The 16,693-nt window shown below is 69.8% G+C and carries 13 protein-coding genes and 3 pseudogenes; 7 read left to right on the forward strand and 9 right to left on the reverse strand.

What is annotated here, in order from left to right:
• Positions 1–122 precede the first annotated feature (122 nt).
• A complete protein-coding gene (locus NFU81_RS26860) occupies positions 123–1,310 on the forward strand; it encodes a low temperature requirement protein A (protein ID WP_251494896.1) in 1,188 nt (395 codons plus the stop codon).
• A 123-nt stretch (positions 1,311–1,433) separates the two neighbouring features.
• Entirely contained in the window at positions 1,434–1,880 is a 447-nt protein-coding gene (locus NFU81_RS26865; RefSeq protein WP_251494899.1) for an SRPBCC family protein, read from the forward strand.
• A gap of 27 nt (positions 1,881–1,907) precedes the next feature.
• Here NFU81_RS26865 and NFU81_RS26870 read toward each other — a convergent pair whose 3' ends face one another.
• Positions 1,908–3,092: a methyltransferase gene (locus tag NFU81_RS26870; RefSeq protein WP_251494902.1), complete on the reverse strand. Its 1,185-nt coding sequence runs from the start codon at positions 3,090–3,092 to the stop codon at positions 1,908–1,910.
• 31 nt (positions 3,093–3,123) lie between these two features.
• Positions 3,124–3,972, reverse strand: a complete 849-nt coding sequence (locus tag NFU81_RS26875) for an NAD(P)-dependent oxidoreductase (RefSeq protein WP_251494904.1) — start codon at positions 3,970–3,972, stop codon at positions 3,124–3,126.
• Positions 3,973–4,030: 58 nt separating this feature from the next.
• On the opposite strand from NFU81_RS26875, the gene NFU81_RS26880 reads away from it, so the two are divergent.
• A complete protein-coding gene (locus NFU81_RS26880; protein WP_251494908.1) occupies positions 4,031–4,945 on the forward strand; it encodes a LysR family transcriptional regulator in 915 nt (304 codons plus the stop codon).
• A 338-nt stretch (positions 4,946–5,283) separates the two neighbouring features.
• Here NFU81_RS26880 and NFU81_RS26885 read toward each other — a convergent pair whose 3' ends face one another.
• From NFU81_RS26885 to NFU81_RS26905, 5 genes are all read right to left on the reverse strand, one after another.
• On the reverse strand, positions 5,284–6,018 hold the full coding sequence (locus NFU81_RS26885; protein WP_251494911.1) for a DUF7873 family protein: 735 nt from the start codon (positions 6,016–6,018) through the stop codon (positions 5,284–5,286).
• Positions 6,019–6,085: 67 nt separating this feature from the next.
• Complete coding sequence (locus NFU81_RS26890) at positions 6,086–6,289, reverse strand: hypothetical protein (protein ID WP_251494914.1); 204 nt, start codon at positions 6,287–6,289, stop codon at positions 6,086–6,088.
• A gap of 64 nt (positions 6,290–6,353) precedes the next feature.
• Positions 6,354–7,868, reverse strand: coding sequence for an MFS transporter (locus tag NFU81_RS26895; protein ID WP_251494916.1), 1,515 nt, complete (start codon positions 7,866–7,868; stop codon positions 6,354–6,356).
• A 5-nt stretch (positions 7,869–7,873) separates the two neighbouring features.
• A complete protein-coding gene (locus tag NFU81_RS26900; RefSeq protein ID WP_251494919.1) occupies positions 7,874–8,341 on the reverse strand; it encodes a TetR/AcrR family transcriptional regulator in 468 nt (155 codons plus the stop codon).
• A 118-nt stretch (positions 8,342–8,459) separates the two neighbouring features.
• On the reverse strand, positions 8,460–9,341 hold the full coding sequence (locus NFU81_RS26905) for an aromatic prenyltransferase (RefSeq protein ID WP_251494922.1): 882 nt from the start codon (positions 9,339–9,341) through the stop codon (positions 8,460–8,462).
• 202 nt (positions 9,342–9,543) lie between these two features.
• Between NFU81_RS26905 and NFU81_RS26910 the strand changes: the two are divergent.
• From NFU81_RS26910 to NFU81_RS26925, 4 genes and pseudogenes are all read left to right on the forward strand, one after another.
• Positions 9,544–9,769: pseudogene (locus NFU81_RS26910) on the forward strand (recombinase family protein); the annotation flags it as partial.
• Positions 9,770–9,991: 222 nt separating this feature from the next.
• Positions 9,992–10,402, forward strand: a pseudogene (locus tag NFU81_RS26915) (SDR family NAD(P)-dependent oxidoreductase); the annotation flags it as partial.
• Positions 10,403–10,556: 154 nt separating this feature from the next.
• A complete protein-coding gene (locus NFU81_RS26920) occupies positions 10,557–10,826 on the forward strand; it encodes a hypothetical protein (RefSeq protein WP_251494927.1) in 270 nt (89 codons plus the stop codon).
• 234 nt (positions 10,827–11,060) lie between these two features.
• A pseudogene (locus tag NFU81_RS26925) lies at positions 11,061–11,795 on the forward strand (ISAs1 family transposase); the annotation flags it as partial.
• A gap of 122 nt (positions 11,796–11,917) precedes the next feature.
• Here the strand turns inward: NFU81_RS26925 and NFU81_RS26930 are convergent.
• Positions 11,918–14,605, reverse strand: coding sequence for an RICIN domain-containing protein (locus NFU81_RS26930; protein WP_251494932.1), 2,688 nt, complete (start codon positions 14,603–14,605; stop codon positions 11,918–11,920).
• Positions 14,606–15,309: 704 nt separating this feature from the next.
• Complete coding sequence (locus NFU81_RS26935) at positions 15,310–16,599, reverse strand: glycoside hydrolase family 10-like protein (protein ID WP_251494934.1); 1,290 nt, start codon at positions 16,597–16,599, stop codon at positions 15,310–15,312.
• Positions 16,600–16,693: the final 94 nt, after the last annotated feature.

Below are 16,693 nucleotides of genomic sequence, written 5' to 3' on the forward strand. Positions count from 1 at the left end.
CATGACTATACGGCGACCCGCACTTTTATGCAAAGGTCTGATCGCGCCACGGTTCCGCGCGAACGGCCGGGTCGGCGAGAATCGCGTCCGACGGCTGAGCGGTGAAGGAGTGCGGCGCGCAAATGGACGAGACGACCCCCACGGGAGCGGGCCACGGCAGGGCGGTTGTCGCGCGGGTGCGGATAAGGGCGCGCAGCAGGACCGAGCCGCACCGCGCCTCGACACCGCTTGAGCTGCTGTTCGACCTGTGCTTCGTGGTGGCGGTCGCGCAGGCGGGCTCGCGGCTGGTGCACGCGCTCACCGGGGGACACCCCGGGCACGGGATCAGCGGCTACCTGCTGATCTTCTTCGCCATCTGGTGGGCCTGGATGAACTTCACCTGGTTCGCGTCCGCGTACGACACCGACGACGTCCTCTACCGGATCGTCACGCTGGTGCAGATGTCCGGCGTCCTGGTGCTCGCCGCCGGTGTGCCGCGGGCCTTCGACGACGCCGACTACACCGTCGCCGTCGTCGGCTACCTCATCATGCGGCTGGCGCTGACCTTCCAGTGGCTGCGGGCGGCGTCCGGCGAGACCGGGCCGGAGCGGACGGTCGCGCTGCGCTACGCGGCGGGCCTGGTCGTGGTGCAGCTCGGCTGGGTGGGCCTGGTCCTGCTGCCCGGCTCCCTGTGGATCGGCGGCTTCCTGCTGCTGGTCGTGGCGGAGCTCGCGGTGCCGGCCTACGCGGAACACGTGCGGCGCACCTCCTGGCATCCGCACCACATCGCCGAGCGGTACGGCCTGTTCACGCTCATCGTGCTGGGCGAGTCGATCTCGGCGGCCACGGTCGCGGTGCAGTCCGCGCTCGACGAGTCCGCCGCCCTCGACCTGCTGCTGCCGGTCGCGGCCGGCGGGCTGCTGATCGTCTTCGCGGCCTACTGGAACTACTTCGCCGTACCCATCCACCAGCACCTGACCTCCAACCGGCAGTCGTTCGTGTGGGGTTACGGCCACTACGCCGTGCTGGGCTCGGCCGCCGCGATCGGCGCGGGCATCGAGGTGGTGGTGGAGCAGATCACCCACCACACCGACCTGTCGGCGCGCGCCGCGGCCGGTTGCGTCACGATCCCCACGGCCGTCTTCATGATCACGGTGTGGGCGGTGCACACCCGGCACTTCAAGACCGGCCTGGCGCAGCACCTGGTCCTGCCGATCGGCGCGCTGGCCGTGCTGGCCTGTACTCCGGCGGGGCACCTGGCGGTGCCGCTGGCGGGGCTGGTCTCGGCGTGCACGGTCGCCGCCGGGGTGCGGCCGGCCGCGTCGCGGTAGCGCCGCCGGGGTGGCGCTCGCCCGTTCGGTGCCCGCCTCGCGAGCCTGCCGCCCTCGCCCGGGCTGTTCTGGGACGATGCCCGCACGTCAGCAGAGGGGGCGGACGCCCGTACAGGAGGATCCATGGCCGGCAGGTTCGAGGGAACAGCCGAGATCGACCGCCCCATCGAGGAGGTTTTCGCCTTCCTCGCCGACGGCACCAACGACCCGAGGTTCAGCCCGCGGGTCCAGGAGATCGCCAAGACCACCGACGGCCCCACCGGAGTCGGCACCGTCTACGCGAGCACCGTCAAGGACGCCGGCATGACGACCAGGCGCGAGTTCAGGATCAGCGAGTTCGTCGAGCCGGTCACGATCCGCTGGACCGAGCTGTCCAGGAACACCGTGACGTCCAAGGAGGGCGGCTACGACCTGGAGCGGCTGCCCGGCGGCGGCACCCGGGTGACCGTCTTCAACGTCCTGGAGGGCCACGGGGCGGGGAAGCTCCTGGTCGGCCTCGCCCTGCTGGCCGCCCGCAGGGACGCGGACGCCTTCGCCGGCCGGATCAAGGCGGCCGTCGAGGCCACGTGACCCGGCCCCCGTCCCGCGCGCCCCGGCTCAGCGCGCCCGGGGCGGCCGCCTGACCGCGCGCAGCACCACGAACTTCGGGTCGGACGCCACCACCTCGCAGTTCCCGAACATCCGCCGCAGCTGCACGTGGTAGCCCAGGTGGCGGTTGCCGACCACCCACAGCTCGCCGCCGGGGCGCAGCGCCGCCCGGGCGGTGGCGAACATCCGCCGGGCGCTGCTGTCGCTGGTGGCGCGGTGGGAGTGGAAGGGCGGGTTGTTCAGTACGAGGTCGGCGCTGCCCGCCGGTACGCCGGTCGCCGCGTCCGCGACCAGGAACTGCGCGGCGGTGGCCGGGTCCGCGTTGTCCCGGAAGGTCGCCTCCGCCGAGGCGACGGCCTGGTACGACTCGTCGGTGAACAGGACGTCGGAGTCGGGGTTGGCGAGCGCCGCGGCCGTGCCGACGACGCCGTTGCCGCAGCCCAGGTCGATCACCCGGTCGGGTCCCTGCCTGCGCGGCAGGTGGGCGAGCAGCAGCCGGGTGCCGACGTCGAGCCGGTCGGCGCAGAAGATGCCGGCGTGGTTGGTGACCGTACGCCCCGACATCGGGCCGATGCCGTCCGGCAGGGCGTAGCGCAGCGGCCAGGGGCCGCGGGTGCGGGGCAGGTCGGGGTCGGGCGTGCAGTGGATCAGCCGGGCCTTGCGGACCGCCAGCGAGGTGACGGTCGGGCCGAGGATGCGCTCGAACAGGGCGAGGGTCGAGGTGTGGATCTCGGTGACCATGCCGGTGCCGACCACGACGGTGCCGCCGTGGACGGCGGGGGCGAGCGCGCGCAGCTGGTCCTCCAGCAGCGCCAGGCTCTTGGGCACCCGGACCAGCAGCAGGTCGACGCGCCGCGGCGGACCCCCCTCGGCGCCCCACGTCGCCCAGCTCTCCCGGGCGGACAGCAGCCGCACCCGGTCCTCGGCGCCGATCCTGCGCAGGTTCGCCAGGGTCGCCTGCTGCCCGAGGAAGGAGTCGCAGACCTGGACCGGTTCGCGCTCGGCGAGCGCGGTGGCCAGCGCGCCCCACCGGTCCCCCAGCACCACGGTGGTGCCGCCCGGCACGGGCTCCGTCGCCGCCAGGTGCCGCAGCAGGTAGTCGTCAGCGGCGTCCCACGCCCGCAACTGCTCGCGCGGCTCCGCCGGGTAGCGCGTCAGGTCGAGGTCGCCCCAGGGGGTGCTGAATCGGTACATGATCCCCTCAGCGTAGGCCCTGGACCCGGGCCTACCCGCGCACCGCCTCCCCGGCAGGCAGGTCCGCGATCCGCGCCAGGTCCGCGCCGGCCGGCCCCGGGTGCGAGGTGAGCCGCTCCAGGACGGTGCGCGCCAGCGGCAGGTCGGCCGCCGCGGCCGCGAGGCGCACGTCCTTGGCGGCGTGTTCCAGCGGGAAGTGCGCCGTGGTGGTCAGCACCCGCTGGAGCAGCGGCCCCAGGGGACTGGCGGCCAGGCCGTCGGTGACCAGGCCGTCGTCCAGCCCGAGCGCCCGGCCGAGCGCCATGGCCTCGGCGGTCAGCACGACACCGCCGATCACCGCGTTGATGAGCACCAGCTTGAGCGCGGCGCCCGAGCCGACGCCGCCGCACTCGCGGACCTTGCCGAGGTGCGCGAGCACCGGGAGGACCGGCCGGGTCTCGCCGCCGGCCAGGATCAGCAGCTCGCCGGCGGCCGCCCGGTCGACGCTGCCCATCACGGGCGCGTCCACGTAGGCCACGCCCCGCGGCAGGCGCGCGGCGGCCGCCCTCGCCGCGTCGGGGCCGATGCTCGAGGTGTCGACCAGGACGGTGCCGGGCCGCAGGGCACCGGCGATCTCGCCGACCACGGACGCCACCGCCGCGGGGTCGGCGAGCATCATCACCACGACGTCGGCGCCCTCGACGGCCCCGGCGGCGGTGGCGGCCGCGGTGGCGCCGCGGGCGGCGAAGGGCTCGGCGCGGGCGGCGGTGCGGTTCCACACGGTCAGCGGCAGTCCGGCGTCGAGCAGCCGGTGCGCCATCGGTGTGCCCATGAGCCCGAGGCCGAGAAAGGCGACCCGGGGAAGTGCGGCGGTTGCGGATGCGGCGGGGTGCGATGTCATGACGTCGACGCTAGGCCCGGCCCTCACATGCCACAAGCGAATGTCTAGCATGTAAGGCATGAGCAGTCCGCATACCTCTGTCCCCGACCTGCCCGCCGCCGCGCTGCGGGTCTTCACCGAGGTGGCGCGGCTCGGGTCGTTCACCGCTGCCGCCCGGGAGCTGGGCTACACGCAGTCGGCGGTCTCCCGGCAGATCGCCTCACTGGAGGCGGCCGCCGGGGCGCCGCTGGTCGACCGGCTGCCGCGCGGGGTCCGGCTCACCGCGGCCGGCCACGCCCTGCTGCCGCACGCGGATGCCGTGCTCGGCCGGCTGGCCGCCGCCCGCCGGGACCTGACCGCGCTGCGCGAGCTGACCGCGGGCCGGGTCAGGGCCGGCGCCTTCGCCACCGCACAGGCCTGGCTCCTGCCGCGCGCCTACGCCGCCTTCCGCACCCGGCACCCGGCGGTTGCGGTCACCGTGCGGGAAGGTCCTTCGCACCGGCTGGCGGCCGCGGTGCTGACCGGCGACCTGGACGTGGCGGTGGTCAGCACCACGGGCAGCCCCGACTTCGAAGGCCTCGATCTGGTCCGCCTGCTGGAGGACCCGATGCTGCTCGCGCTGCCCGCGGGGCACCGGCTGGCCGGGCGGGCCGAGGTGGCGCTCGCGGACGTCGCCGACGAGGCCTGGGTGGCCAGCAGCCCCAGGGCCGAGGACACCCTGCTGGCGCCCGCGCTGAGCGGCGGCTTCCGGCCCCGGGTCACCCTGGTGGTGGCCGACTGGCTGGCCAAGCTGGGCTTCGTGGCGCAGGGCCTGGGCGTCACGCTGCTGCCGTCGCTCGCGGTGGGCGCGGTACGCCCGGACGTGGCTCTCGTGCCCCTGCGCCCGGACGAGCTGCCGGTGCGCACGGTCTACGCGGCCACCTGCCGCGACCTGCACAGGACGGCCGCCGCCGCGGCCTTCCTCGACGTGCTCAGGCAGAGCGCGGGGCCGTGAGCGGAGCGGGACCCGGAGGTTTTGTCCATCCTCCGGGTCCCTGAGGCGCCGCCGAAGGCCCCGCCGCACCAGTCGCGCCACGGTTCACTCTCATGTCGTCTCGTTCTGCCATTGAACTACCGCCGCAGGAAAGGAGAGCGGCGGACCGGAGTCGAACCGGCACCTGACGACCCGGACCATGACCGGTCGGTACGGCGGGCGACGGGCGAATGCTGAGTCTGGAGCAAGAGTCTGAGATTGACGGCGAATCGACGTCGCTCACGACGAACTTCAGTTTCAGCTTTGCGCTCCTCGCGCACCCCTCCGCACTCGGGCGGAGGGGGGTCTTGGGGTGGGAATCAGCTGCTGAACAGATACCCGAGCACGGCGTCGCCGACCCGCTGGTCGGTGACCTCGGCGCCGTTCGCCTCCTCGCGGGCGAACTTCACCGCCTGCTGCAACTTCTCCACCCTGGACAGCAGTTCGTTCACCCGGCGGGCGGGCAGCGCGCCGGAGAACTTCACCGTCGTCCAGTAACCGACCGGCACGTCCTCGTAGTAGACCTCCACCTGCGCCGGGTGGTTCTCGGTCGCCTCGGCCTTCACGTGGTTGCGCGGCACCTTCCTGGTACGGATGGTGCGCACCGGCTCGGTCTTCCACGCGTCGGTCGACGGGTCGAGCGTCCAGGACTCGGCGGCGTCCAGCACCGGCAGCTTGCGGACGAAGCCGTGCAGGTCGGTCAACTGCTTCTCCAGGAACAGCAGATACGGCACCGGCACCGCGGCGACGACCACCCGTCCCTCGACGGTGACGTCGGCGCGCGCCTCGCAGTTGGCCCAGTCCTTGGTGGCGGTCACGTCGAACAGCCGGGTCAGCGCGTCCGCGGTGGCCCGCAGCGCGCCCTCCGCCTGGACCTGCACCCTCGTCGACTCGGGCGGCAGTTGCTCGCCCTCCTCGTCCTTGGGCTGGTAGGTCCTGGATATGCCGGAGAGCAGCGCGGGCTTCTGCAGATCGTGCTGAGCTGCCGTCAACTCCTGCTGCGCCTTGGCCTTGACGCCCTTCTCGACCGCGATGATCTGGTTCAGTTTCGCCACGCGGCAGACCGTAACAGCACACCGCATACCCGTTCGACGGGTTTTCCCTGCTTCCCTGCGCCCGAACTCACGGCGTGCGCAACCGGGTCGGATACTGGTCCGCGACCGCGCGGGTCATCGCGCCGAGCGGGTTCGCGGCGACCTGGGTGGCGGAGAAGCAGACGTTGCCGCGCACCTGGGGGTAGTCGGCGTCGAAGGTGAGGTGCGGGACAGCCCGCGGCCTGGTCCTGCCAGGCCCCGGGCTGTCCTGCTGCCCCCGGGCGCACAGCACAACGCGCCATCCCCGGCCAGGTTCGGGGGTGGCGCGTTGACGTGCTCGAGGGGTTGAGCGCCGATCAGGTTCCGGTGGCCGCGGGGGCGGGCGATTCCGTCAGCGAGCCGGCGGCCTCCGCATGGGCGTCCCGCGGTTTGGCGTTCACCCTCCCGAGCAGGAAGAGGGCGAGCAGACCCGCGGCAGCGAGTACGCCGGCAGAGACGCGCAACACCAGCGTGTACGCGTCGGACGTGACCGCAGGGAGGTTGCCGTCCGCCGCGTGGTCGCTGACGTAGCGCAGGGCGATCGGCACCAGGACCGCGAGGCCCAGTGCCGCACCGATCTGCTGCATCGAGGTCTGCACACCGGAGGCCAGCCCCGAGTCCTGCCCGGTGACCTCGTGCAACCCGCCGTTGATCAGAACGGGGAAGCCCATGCCGTTGAAGAATGCGAACACGATGAGGCCTGGCATGACCCCGCCGACGTAACTGGCATGCGGGGCGAAGCCGCTGGCGGCGATGAGCTGCCCCAGGGCGCTGCCGAAGAAGGCGATCACCACGAGCGGCTTGACGCCGATACGGGGCATCAGCGCGGTGGACAGGCCCATGCCGACGCCCGTTGCGAGGGTGAGTGGGATATACGCCAGCCCCGTCTTCATCGGCGAATAGTGCAGCACGTGCTGGAGGTACAGGGTCGCCACGAAGGCGTAGGTGTAGAACGACGCGAACGACATCATGCTCACGACGTTGCTCGTCACCCGCGTGCGGTTCCTGAAGAACCGGAGCGGGATCAGCGGTTCGGGTGCCCGCGCCTCCCACACCACCGTGATGACCAGGAGGGCGATTCCGCCCAGCAGCGGCAGCAGCACCCGCGAGGACCCCCACGGCTTGTCGGCTGCCTCCAGCAGGCCGTACACGGCTGCCGTCAGCCCGCCGGTGATCGTGACCGCCCCGACCAGGTCCAGCTGGTGGCTCTCGCGGCGAGCCATCCGGCTCTCCGACATCAGGCGAGGGATCAGCACCAGCGCCAGCAGCACGACGGGCACGTTGATGTAGAAGATCCAGCGCCAGTCGATGTAATCGGTCACCAGCCCGCCGACGACCGAGCCGACCGCCCCGCCGAGCGCCGCCATTCCGCCCCAGATCCCCAGCGCCTTGCCCCGCTCCTTGCCGTCGGTGAACAGCACGGCGATGAGGCCGAGCGCGGCCGGTCCCGCGAGCGCTTCACCGAATCCCTGGAGGAACCGGCCGCCGACCAGCAGACCGGAGGTGTTCGCGGCGCCGCAGATGACCGAGGAGACACCGAAGACCAGGACGCCTGCCACGAAGACCCGGCGGCGGCCGAGCAGGTCGGCGATACGCCCGCCCAGCAGCAGGAATCCGGCGGCGGTCAGCAGGTAGCCGTTGACCACCCAGGCGAGGCCTTCGGTGGAGAAGTTGAGGTCGTCCTGGATGTTGGGGAGCGCGATGTTCACCACGGTGACGTCCAGCATGAGCATGAACTGCACGGCGGTGAGCACAGCCAGAGCTTTCCAGCGCATGGGATTGCCGCCGGTGTGGTCGCCTGGCTTGTCCTGTGGCTTTTCGAGATTAGTCATGCCCGCTAGCCAACGATGTAGCGCTGGAGGGTGGGCGCGACGACCTCGACGATCTGGTCCACCGACGCCGACGCGAGGGGCTGCACCCCCAGGACGTAGCGGAACAGGAACACGCCCCAGAGCTGCGCGGCCGAGGAGTTGATGTTGAGCGGATTGATGCCGAGCTTGTCCGAGAGCTCGTCGATGGTCAGCGGGGCATCGTCGAATATCACGCCCGCCTGCGCGAAGACCTGGGCGGAGAACAGGTTTCCCATTACCTCCGCGCCCTCTTTACTGTTGTTCGCAGTACGCAGGGTCTCAATGAGCTTCGGCTGCCACTCGGAGTCCTCGAAGAATTCCAGAGTGAGCCTGACTATTGTCTCGCCAAGCTTATCGCGCGGCCCGTTGAACGCCGCCGCTCCGGCCTTCGCGAATGCCTGTCCGTACGCAGTGATGACGGCCGACGATTCTTCCACTTCAATGGCTGTAGACATGCGCTCCCCTTCCAGGTGCCAACTTCGGATCCTGCTGGGATGGTCGCCCACCCCGCTTGACGTCAACTCGCCAGGCGCATAGCGCGGGCCTGGTGCCTGCTTGTCTTGTAACGCACCATCAGTTCGGTTTGGCCGCAAAAGCGGCCTTCGACGACTCGCGCGCCTTCTGGTAATAAGCTGCGAGCTTATAGTATGCCTCGCCGAATGGTGCCAGCGCGACGGCGGAAACGAACTCCCGGTCACCGGCATATGCCTGGGGAACGTCACACGCGAACTTCTCGATCTCCGGGTCGAAAGGAGCGGGAAGCTCCTTCGGGTTCTGGGTTTTCACGGAGAAGCAGATCCGCTCGGCCGCCGAGGAGTCCCAGTTGAAGGTGGGATACATGGAGAACGACCGTTTGATGAACTCCGCGACGCGGGCGTCCGGCTCAGGGAACCCGAACGCGTGCAGCATCGAAAGCTTGGCCTCCGTCTCCACGACTGCCGCGCCGAAGTACACATTCAGCGTCCGCTTCGCGTAGTTGAGCCCGATGATCGACACTTTGTCGTCCAGTCCGAGGCTCGTCAGCATGCTCACGTGCTCGGCAAGGGCAGGCGGCATGGAGGGGATTTCGGCGAGCTTCGCCAGCGGCGGGAGATCGTCGAGCGGAAAGAACGCATAAGATTTCTTGAAGCCGCCGATGACGCCGTACTCGACACCGTAACTTGCAATATCGAAGCGCGCCTGGACCTCCGTCAGCAGTGAGCCGACGGGGTGGTCGGTCTCCTTGGCAAGACCTTCCGCCAGCGCGGTGGCATAGGGGTTCAGGCCCTTGGGAGACACCGAGAAGTCGAAGTCGAGCTCCCCGCGATGGCGTTCACCGCCCGCCATACTGAAAACCAGGTGGGCATCGGGGAGTTCGTCTCCGAACGCCTTCAGAGCCTGCGAGACCTGGTCGAGCGAACACGGCACGTCCAGCAGCCGGGCCGCTTCTTCGATCGCTGAATAAACCTTGTCCAATCCAATAGCTTCTGGCATAAACTCCTCCAAAAGTCAGCCAACGTACACGGCATGCGCCACGAATTTAGCTCACCGCGCTTGGCGACGACTTGGCGGCCTGAGGCCCGCACTAAGGTTGCGTCCTATGAAGTGGTGTACGGGTTGGACCCGATCCGGGGGTTTGCTCCGGTGTTGGGATGACTGCCCGCATAGATGAACGGCCATCGGCACCCGGGGTCTGAACGTGTCCGCAACCAAGGTTCCGCCATGGAAAGCACAAGGAACTCGGAGAGTGGTTGAACGACCGGGCACCTGAGTTCGATGTCCTCTACTTCTGGAAGCTGGACCGATTTGTTCGGCGTATCCTGGACCTTCAGGTGATCATTGAGTGGTGCCAGAAGCCCCATAAGAACCTGAAGTCACTCAATGACCCGATCGACCTCAGTAGCCAGATGGCGCCCCCGGGTCTGTCGCGGGGAGGGCGTTGTCCATGAGGACGGCGGCGATGGCGGCGGGGAAGGATTCGGCGTTGAGGACCCGGGGGCGGGCCGAGGCGCCATCGAGGAGCAGCGCCAGTTGTTCGCCGAGCTGTTCGGGGTTGGTGGCGCCGGCTTCGCGGGCCGTTCCGGCGAGCCGCGCGGCGATGGCGAGCTTGTATTCGCGTGCGTATCTGGCTGAACGCGCGCGGCACGCTGTTCACGGCGCAAAAGGCGCTGCCGCTGCTCAACGACGGTGGCTCGATCTTCATGACCGGGTCGAACGCTTCGCTCAGGGGCTTCCCCGGGTGGAGTGTGTATGCGGGGAGCAAGGCCGTGCAGCAGGCCTGGGCCCGTGTGTGGCTGAACGAGCTGAGGGACAGGCGGATCCGGGTGAACGTGCTGGCCCCCGGCCAGGTCGCCACGGCCAAGCAGGAGGAGTTGTTCGACGAGGAGAGGAAGCGGCAGTTCGAGTCCCTGATCCCGCGGGGCAAGATGGGCCGCCCCGAGGAGATCGCGACGGTCGCGCTGTTCCTCGCCTCGGACGACTCAAGCTACGTGAACGGGCTGGAACTGACCACTGACGGCGGCACCACGGTGATCTGAACGGACACACCGGTATGTGCGGGCATGCCCGCTGGAACGCAGTCATCACGGGCCAAGGGACTGGCCCCGAATGCGGACATTCGCAACACGTTGAAGTGCTGCGCGCGCCCGAAGCCCGCTCGGCGACGAGCCACTCATCGGGCGCGAGGCCGTCGTGGAAGCCATACAGACCGTCCACAGGCTGGCGGCCGACCTCACTTACAGGGAGGTCCTCAGCGGCGAGACCCACCACACCGCATTCTTCCGGCTGCAGATCGAAGACACCGTAGTCAACGGAGTGGATTACGCCCTGCTCGACGCGGACGGCGAGATTGCCGAGGTGACCATATGGTGGCGCCCGCTGCCGTCCGCCGTCGAGTTGCAGGGGCACCTTGCGCATGTCCTCGGCATGCAGCCCTGGGAACTGCGCACGAACGGGGAGTAACGATCATGGATGCCTCGTCCCATGTCTGTGACCTCCTTGGAAGAGGTCATCGAGGGGCAGGTTCACGCATCCCGACCTACCGGCGGAATCGGGGGTCCGACTGGATGCCGGCATCCAGTCGGACCCCCGGCTCCTCCGCCAGCGCCGAGCTCTGCGGCTCACCCAGTTGGGTGACTCGGCACAAACGAAACAAAGCGAAAGTTCGAGAACAAGGAAGAGAGCACACCTCATGAGCGGCATCAGATCATCGGCACTGGGAACATGGCCCGTACCATCGGCGCGCTGGCGGTAGCGGGCGGCAACACCGCCGCCGACCACATCACCACAGCCCAACTCGCGTTGGCCCAGCTGCCGAAGAAGTACCGGCGCGGACGCCAGACGCTGATCCGTACCGACTCCGCAGGCGGCACCCACGAGTTCGTCGCCTGGCTCGCGAAGCGGGGCCGGTGGCTGTCGTACTCGGTCGGCATGACCATCACCGACGCCATCCACCAGGCCGCCCTGCAGGTTCCACCCGCCGCCCGCTACGACCGCGAGACCGGGCACGGCCGACGCGAGACCCGCTCGGTGCGTGTGCTGACCGTCACCGGCCTCGGCCTGGACTTCCCGCATGTCACGCAGGCCGTGAAGATCCACCGCTACCGCACCGACGCCAAGAGCGGGAAGACCACCCGGCAGACCGTCCACGCGATCACCGATATGGCTACCCATCAGGCATCCCCCCAGCATCTCGGACAACTCGCCCGCGGCCACTGGGGCATCGAGTCGGTCCACCACGTGAGGGACACGACCTTCGCCGAGGACGCCTCCCAGATCCGCACCGGGCACGGTCCGGCGAACATGGCCACACTGCGCAACCTCGCAGTCAACACACTCCGCGACGCCGGCCACCGCAGCATCGCCGCCGGGCTACGACAAGCCTCCTACCAACCCTTCACACACCCACTCGACCTGCTCGGACTCACCTGACCTGCACCAACACATGATCACCAGGACTTTGAATCAGCCCTGTGTGCCCCCCGGGATGTCCGCACGCCCCGGATGTGCCGCCACGGGGAGGTGGCGGCACATCCGACAGGCGGGCCGCCGGCTCAGGCCGGTGTCAGCTGCCATTGCTGGTTGGCGCCGTTGTTGACGGCCCACTGCACGACTTGGGCGCCGTCGCTGGTCGACTGGCCGGACACATCGGCGGCCAGACTGCTGGCGCGGCTGACGATGGTGTAGTAGCCGTCACCGGTCGGCCGGAGGTACCACTGCTGGTTCGTGCCCCCGTTGGCGGACCACTGCTGCAACTGCAGTCCGGCAGTGGTGGAGGAGGCGTTGACGTCGAGCATTTTGCCGCTCGCGGTGTAGCGCAGGGTGTAGGCGCCGTCCTGGGCGGAGCCGAGGGTCCAGGTCGCGTTCCCGGTCTGCTGGACGGCCTTGGCGCCGTCGGCCGTGGAGTTGCCGGCGATGGCCAGCGGCTTGCCGCTGTTGCGGTTGACGATCCGGTAGGTGCCCGGCGCGGGGCTCGTGGAGCTGCCAAGGGTGAAGTACTCGACCGCGTCGCTGAACACGGTCGTCCCGGCTTTGCTGGTGGACAGGACGAGGTAGACCCGTGAGCCGCTGGACGGCGCGGTGAACGACACGGTCTGCGTCGCCTTCGAGCCGAGCGGGACGGTGAGGGTGGTGTTCCCGGAGGCGATCACCGGGCCGGTGGCGCTGTCGAGGTGGGCGCTCCAGGCGAAGCCCACGGCGGTGCCGGTGAAGTCGTCGTTGAACACCGAGATCGCACGGTTCACGGTGCTGTTGGCGGCGTATCCGGGGACCGCTTGCGGGAGCGGGAAGGTGCCGTTGGAGTCCGACGCGCCCGAGGCCGACCAGTAGGGCAGGTCGATCGCGGCGACCGGGTTGAACGCGGCCTGGATGCGCTGGATCTGCGGATTGCTCCACGGGTCGGAGAGGTTGTCGGCGCCGTAGACGGGATGGCCGCCCTCTTCGGGGGTGAAGTCGGTGGTGCGGACGCCGGGTATGACGCCCGCCCAGGCGGACAGCAGGGTGTAGGGGCGCAAGTCGCTGGCGTCCTTGCCGCGCTTGGCCACCATCGTGGTGGCGAACCACTCGAAGCCCTGCTTGGTGTTGCACTTCGGCCAGATGTACTCGCCCTCGCCGTCGGGCCGGCCGGCCACCGACACGACCTTCTCGCCGTAGGTGCCGAAACCGTCCAAGTAGTGCCCGAAGACATCGAAGTTGGCGTACGTCATGGTGGGGTAGGGGTTGGCCGGAGCGCCGACCCACGCGTCGACGCTGACCGGCCGGGTGCCGTCGTTGCCGTTCATCGCCGCGTACAGGTCCTTCTCGAACTGCTCCGAGTCCATACCGCTGCTGCCGGGCTCGTTGCTCTGGCTCCAGCGGATGATCGCCGGGTGGTTGCGGTCGCGCAGGGTCAGCGCGCGGGCGTGGTCGACCATGTTGTCGTGCCCGGCGACGAAGTCCTGAAGGCTGTTGGAGCCGCGGATGCCGGTCTCGTCGATGATCATCAGGCCCATCTCGTCGGCCACGTCGAGCATGTAGGGGCTGGCCGGCTCCTGATGAATGCGGACCACGTTGTAGTTGAGCCGCTGGTAGTTGTCGACCGCCTGCGGCCAGCCGCCGTTGCCCGAGGAGGGCGCGAGGAAGCCGGGCAGGGTGTCGTAGGCGTCGCCCTTGCCGCCGTCGTTGATGCGGTCGAAGTCCGCGCCCTGGAGGTTGTCGCCGCGGAAGTTCACCCGCACGCCGTTGAGGTAGTAGTACTCGCCGTTCTGGCTGCTCTCCCGGAATCCGAAGCGGTAGGTCGCGTCGCTGGTGCGGCCGTCGTCGGTCGCCGCGTGGACCGTCAGGCGGTGCAACTGCGCCCGATACCCCTGCCGGTAGGGGACGTTGGGCCACCAGTACGAGGAGGAGCCCAGGTTCCACGCCACCGGCCCGACCGTCACCTTGACGGTCGAATGGGCGGCCACGGTCACCGTGCTGCTCGGCAGCGCCGGGTAGGTGAACGACGTGCCGTTGTCCGATGCGAGCGAACCGGTCAGCGTCACCGTCCGCGCGGCGCCGGAGGTGTTGGTCACCGACGCGTCGTAGGCGAGGGTCTGATTCGCCACCGACGTACGGACGAACGTGTCACTGACGTACACCGCCGGATACACGCGCAGGAACGCCGAACGGAAGATCCCCTGCGGCACGGCCTCGGCCCAGTCGGCCGCGTCGGGCACCAGATACCTGCCGTTCGCGGGGTTCTTCAGGGCACCCCTGCCCTTCACATCGACCGTGATGGTGTGCGTGGTACCCGGTGCCGCGTACGCGCTGATGTCGAAGCCCGACGGCGTGAAGGCGGTGGTCCTGGTCGCCACCGTCCGACCGTCGACCGACAGGGTCGCCTGGTGGTTCACCGCGCCGAACTCGATCCACGCGGACTGCGGCTGCCCGGAGTCCGGCACGGTGATCGTGCGGGAGTACACCGCCTCGTTCACATCGGTGAAGCCCTGCTTGTACCAACCGCCGCCCGGCACCGTGATCGACGTCGCCGACCGGCCCACCGGGGTGAACCCCCACGTGCCGGCCAGGTCGACCGACGCGATGGCGGCGTTGCCAGCGGTGACGCCGTCGGTGCCGGAGGCCGGCGAGGCAACTGCCGGCGTGGCTCGAGGGGCGGTCGCCGTGGCCGGCTGTGTTCCCACAGCCCCGGTCAGCAGCGCCACGACGGCCACGGACCAAAGGGCCAGGCGTCGACGGCGCGGCGGCTGTACGTGTTGTCGCTTCACACGATCCTCCTTGTAAACGGACCAGGCACGGGCAGGTGGTGAACCGGTTGGGGCGGCGCTGAAGCCGTAAGGCGGTGAGCGACCCGCCGGGTTGGCCTTGTCCCACCACAACTCGCCGACAACCAGGGGGAAGGGTGGCGCCCGGACCGCCCGACCCCTCGGCTCGCCTGAAAGGCACCCACGGTGTTAGCGCTCACACATACCGATCGGTCGGAGATATGGCGTCACTGGAGGGACAGATGTTTCGGATACAAGAACGTGCACCTGCACCCCTCGCAGTGTCAAGCCTCACGACACGAACCGATTCACCCGGTCATCGGTGAGACCTCCCGTCCCAACCCTTGCCCTGGGTGCCCCTGCGCTCGCGTCGGCGCCAGAAGCCGAGGTCCCCGCGCGGACGGCTGGCGCGCGGGGCCGGCGCCGGAACAGGCTCGTACCGCACACCCCTTGAGGTGGCGCCGAAGGATGTGTCAGTCTCATTTCGACCATCTACCGGAGCAGTGTCCCCGCTGGCCGACTGCGCACACCTGGGCCTCTCACACTGAATGTGAGCGCTCACCCCTCCTGGGCGACGCGCGCTCTGGAGTTGCAGCACCCCGCGCCGGTCGGCACTTTGTGCCGGCTCCTGGAAAGACAAGCGCGCAGCTGTAACCCGCGGCGCTATCTGCTGGTGAGGAGCAGCAGCCGTGCCACCGCCATCCTCTCTAGCGTGCCCATTGCCCACCCCGCTGTGCGTAGCGGTCCTGGACGAGGGTCATGGCCCCAAAGGGGTCAGCCCGGACCTGCGACGCCGAAAAGTAGACGTTCCCTCGGACCTCCGGGTGTTCGGCGCAGAGGTCCAGGTGTCGGAGCAGCTCTCGGGGGTCCTGCCACGCGGCGGGCTGGCCCGCGACCCCGACCTTGTAGAGGGCCTCACCGACGTAGAGCCGCACCCGGGTGCCGGCGACGACGTCGGACCACCAGGGGACCAGGGCCGCGTAGTCGGCCGCGGCGAAGCCGATGTTCCAATAGACCTGAGGGACGATGTAGTCGATCCACTCCCGCTGGACCCAGCCGCGGGTGTCGGCGTGCAGGTCGTCGTAGGTCTGCACGCCTGCGGTGGTGGCCGAGCCCAGCGGGTCGGTGGCGGCGTTCCGCCAGACGCCGAAGGGGCTGATGCCGAACCGGGTCCCGGGGCGGATCGCCTTGATACGGGCCGCGGTCTCGCGCACCAGCAGGTCGGTGTTGTTGCGGCGCCAGGCGTCGCGGTCGGGGAAGCCGGCGCCGTACTCGGCGAAGGCGGCGTCGTCGTCGAAGACCTGGCCGGCGACCGGGTAGGGGTAGAAGTAGTCGTCCCAGTGGACGGCGTCGACCGGGTAGCGGCGGACCGCGTCGAGCATCGCGTCCTGGACGAAGCGGCGCACTTCGGGCAGGCCGGGGTTGTAGTAGAGCTTGCCGCCGTAGGCGACCGTCCACTCCGGGTGCAGCCGTGCCGGGTGGGTGGGGGCGAGCAGGGCGGGGTCGGCGCTGTTGGCCACCCGGTAGGGGTTGAACCAGGCGTGCAGTTCGAGGCCGCGGCTGTGCGCTTCGCGGACGGCGGTGCCCAGCGGGTCCCAGCCGGGGTCGCGCCCCTGGGTCCCGGTCAGGTACGCGGCCCACGGTTCGTACGGGGAGGGCCAGAACGCGTCCGCGGTGGGCCGCACCTGGAGCATGACGGCGTTCAGCCGCCGCTCGACCGCCAGGTCGAGCAGGTCGAGCAGTTCGGCGCGCTGGGCTTCCGGCGACAGGCCGGGGGCCGACGGCCAGTCGGTGTTCGCGACGGTCGCGATCCACATGCCCCGCAGTTCCCTGCGGTGCGGGTCGGGGTGGCCGTGCGATGCCGTTTGCGCCGCGGTCCGCCCCGAGGACGCGGCTGTCGCCGCACTTGCCGCGGTCGCCGCCGCGAGCGGCAGTGCCGCGGATGCGGCCACGGTGGCCGCGCCCAATGTGAGCGTTCTCCGCGAGAGCTTCGGCATGCTGCCTCCTGAGGATGTGTCACTCGCCGACCCGGGATCCGTCCATCCCTTCCCCCACCACCCCCTCCCCGAACCAGGCCCTCTCCGCGCGCGG

The sequence above is a fragment of the Actinacidiphila cocklensis genome, from assembly GCF_907177275.1.
Classification (GTDB): Bacteria; Actinomycetota; Actinomycetes; order Streptomycetales; family Streptomycetaceae; genus Actinacidiphila; species Actinacidiphila cocklensis.

What these genes read in the sequence shown, in the direction of transcription:
- NFU81_RS26860 (WP_251494896.1), top strand. Translation starts at nt 123, where the DNA reads ATGGACGAGACGACCCCCACGGGAGCGGGCCACGGCAGGGCGGTTGTC.
- NFU81_RS26865 (WP_251494899.1), top strand. Translation starts at nt 1,434, where the DNA reads ATGGCCGGCAGGTTCGAGGGAACAGCCGAGATCGACCGCCCCATCGAG.
- NFU81_RS26870 (WP_251494902.1), bottom strand. Translation starts at nt 3,092, where the DNA reads ATGTACCGATTCAGCACCCCCTGGGGCGACCTCGACCTGACGCGCTAC.
- NFU81_RS26875 (WP_251494904.1), bottom strand. Translation starts at nt 3,972, where the DNA reads ATGACATCGCACCCCGCCGCATCCGCAACCGCCGCACTTCCCCGGGTC.
- NFU81_RS26880 (WP_251494908.1), top strand. Translation starts at nt 4,031, where the DNA reads ATGAGCAGTCCGCATACCTCTGTCCCCGACCTGCCCGCCGCCGCGCTG.
- NFU81_RS26895 (WP_251494916.1), bottom strand. Translation starts at nt 7,868, where the DNA reads ATGACTAATCTCGAAAAGCCACAGGACAAGCCAGGCGACCACACCGGC.
- NFU81_RS26900 (WP_251494919.1), bottom strand. Translation starts at nt 8,341, where the DNA reads ATGTCTACAGCCATTGAAGTGGAAGAATCGTCGGCCGTCATCACTGCG.
- NFU81_RS26935 (WP_251494934.1), bottom strand. Translation starts at nt 16,599, where the DNA reads ATGCCGAAGCTCTCGCGGAGAACGCTCACATTGGGCGCGGCCACCGTG.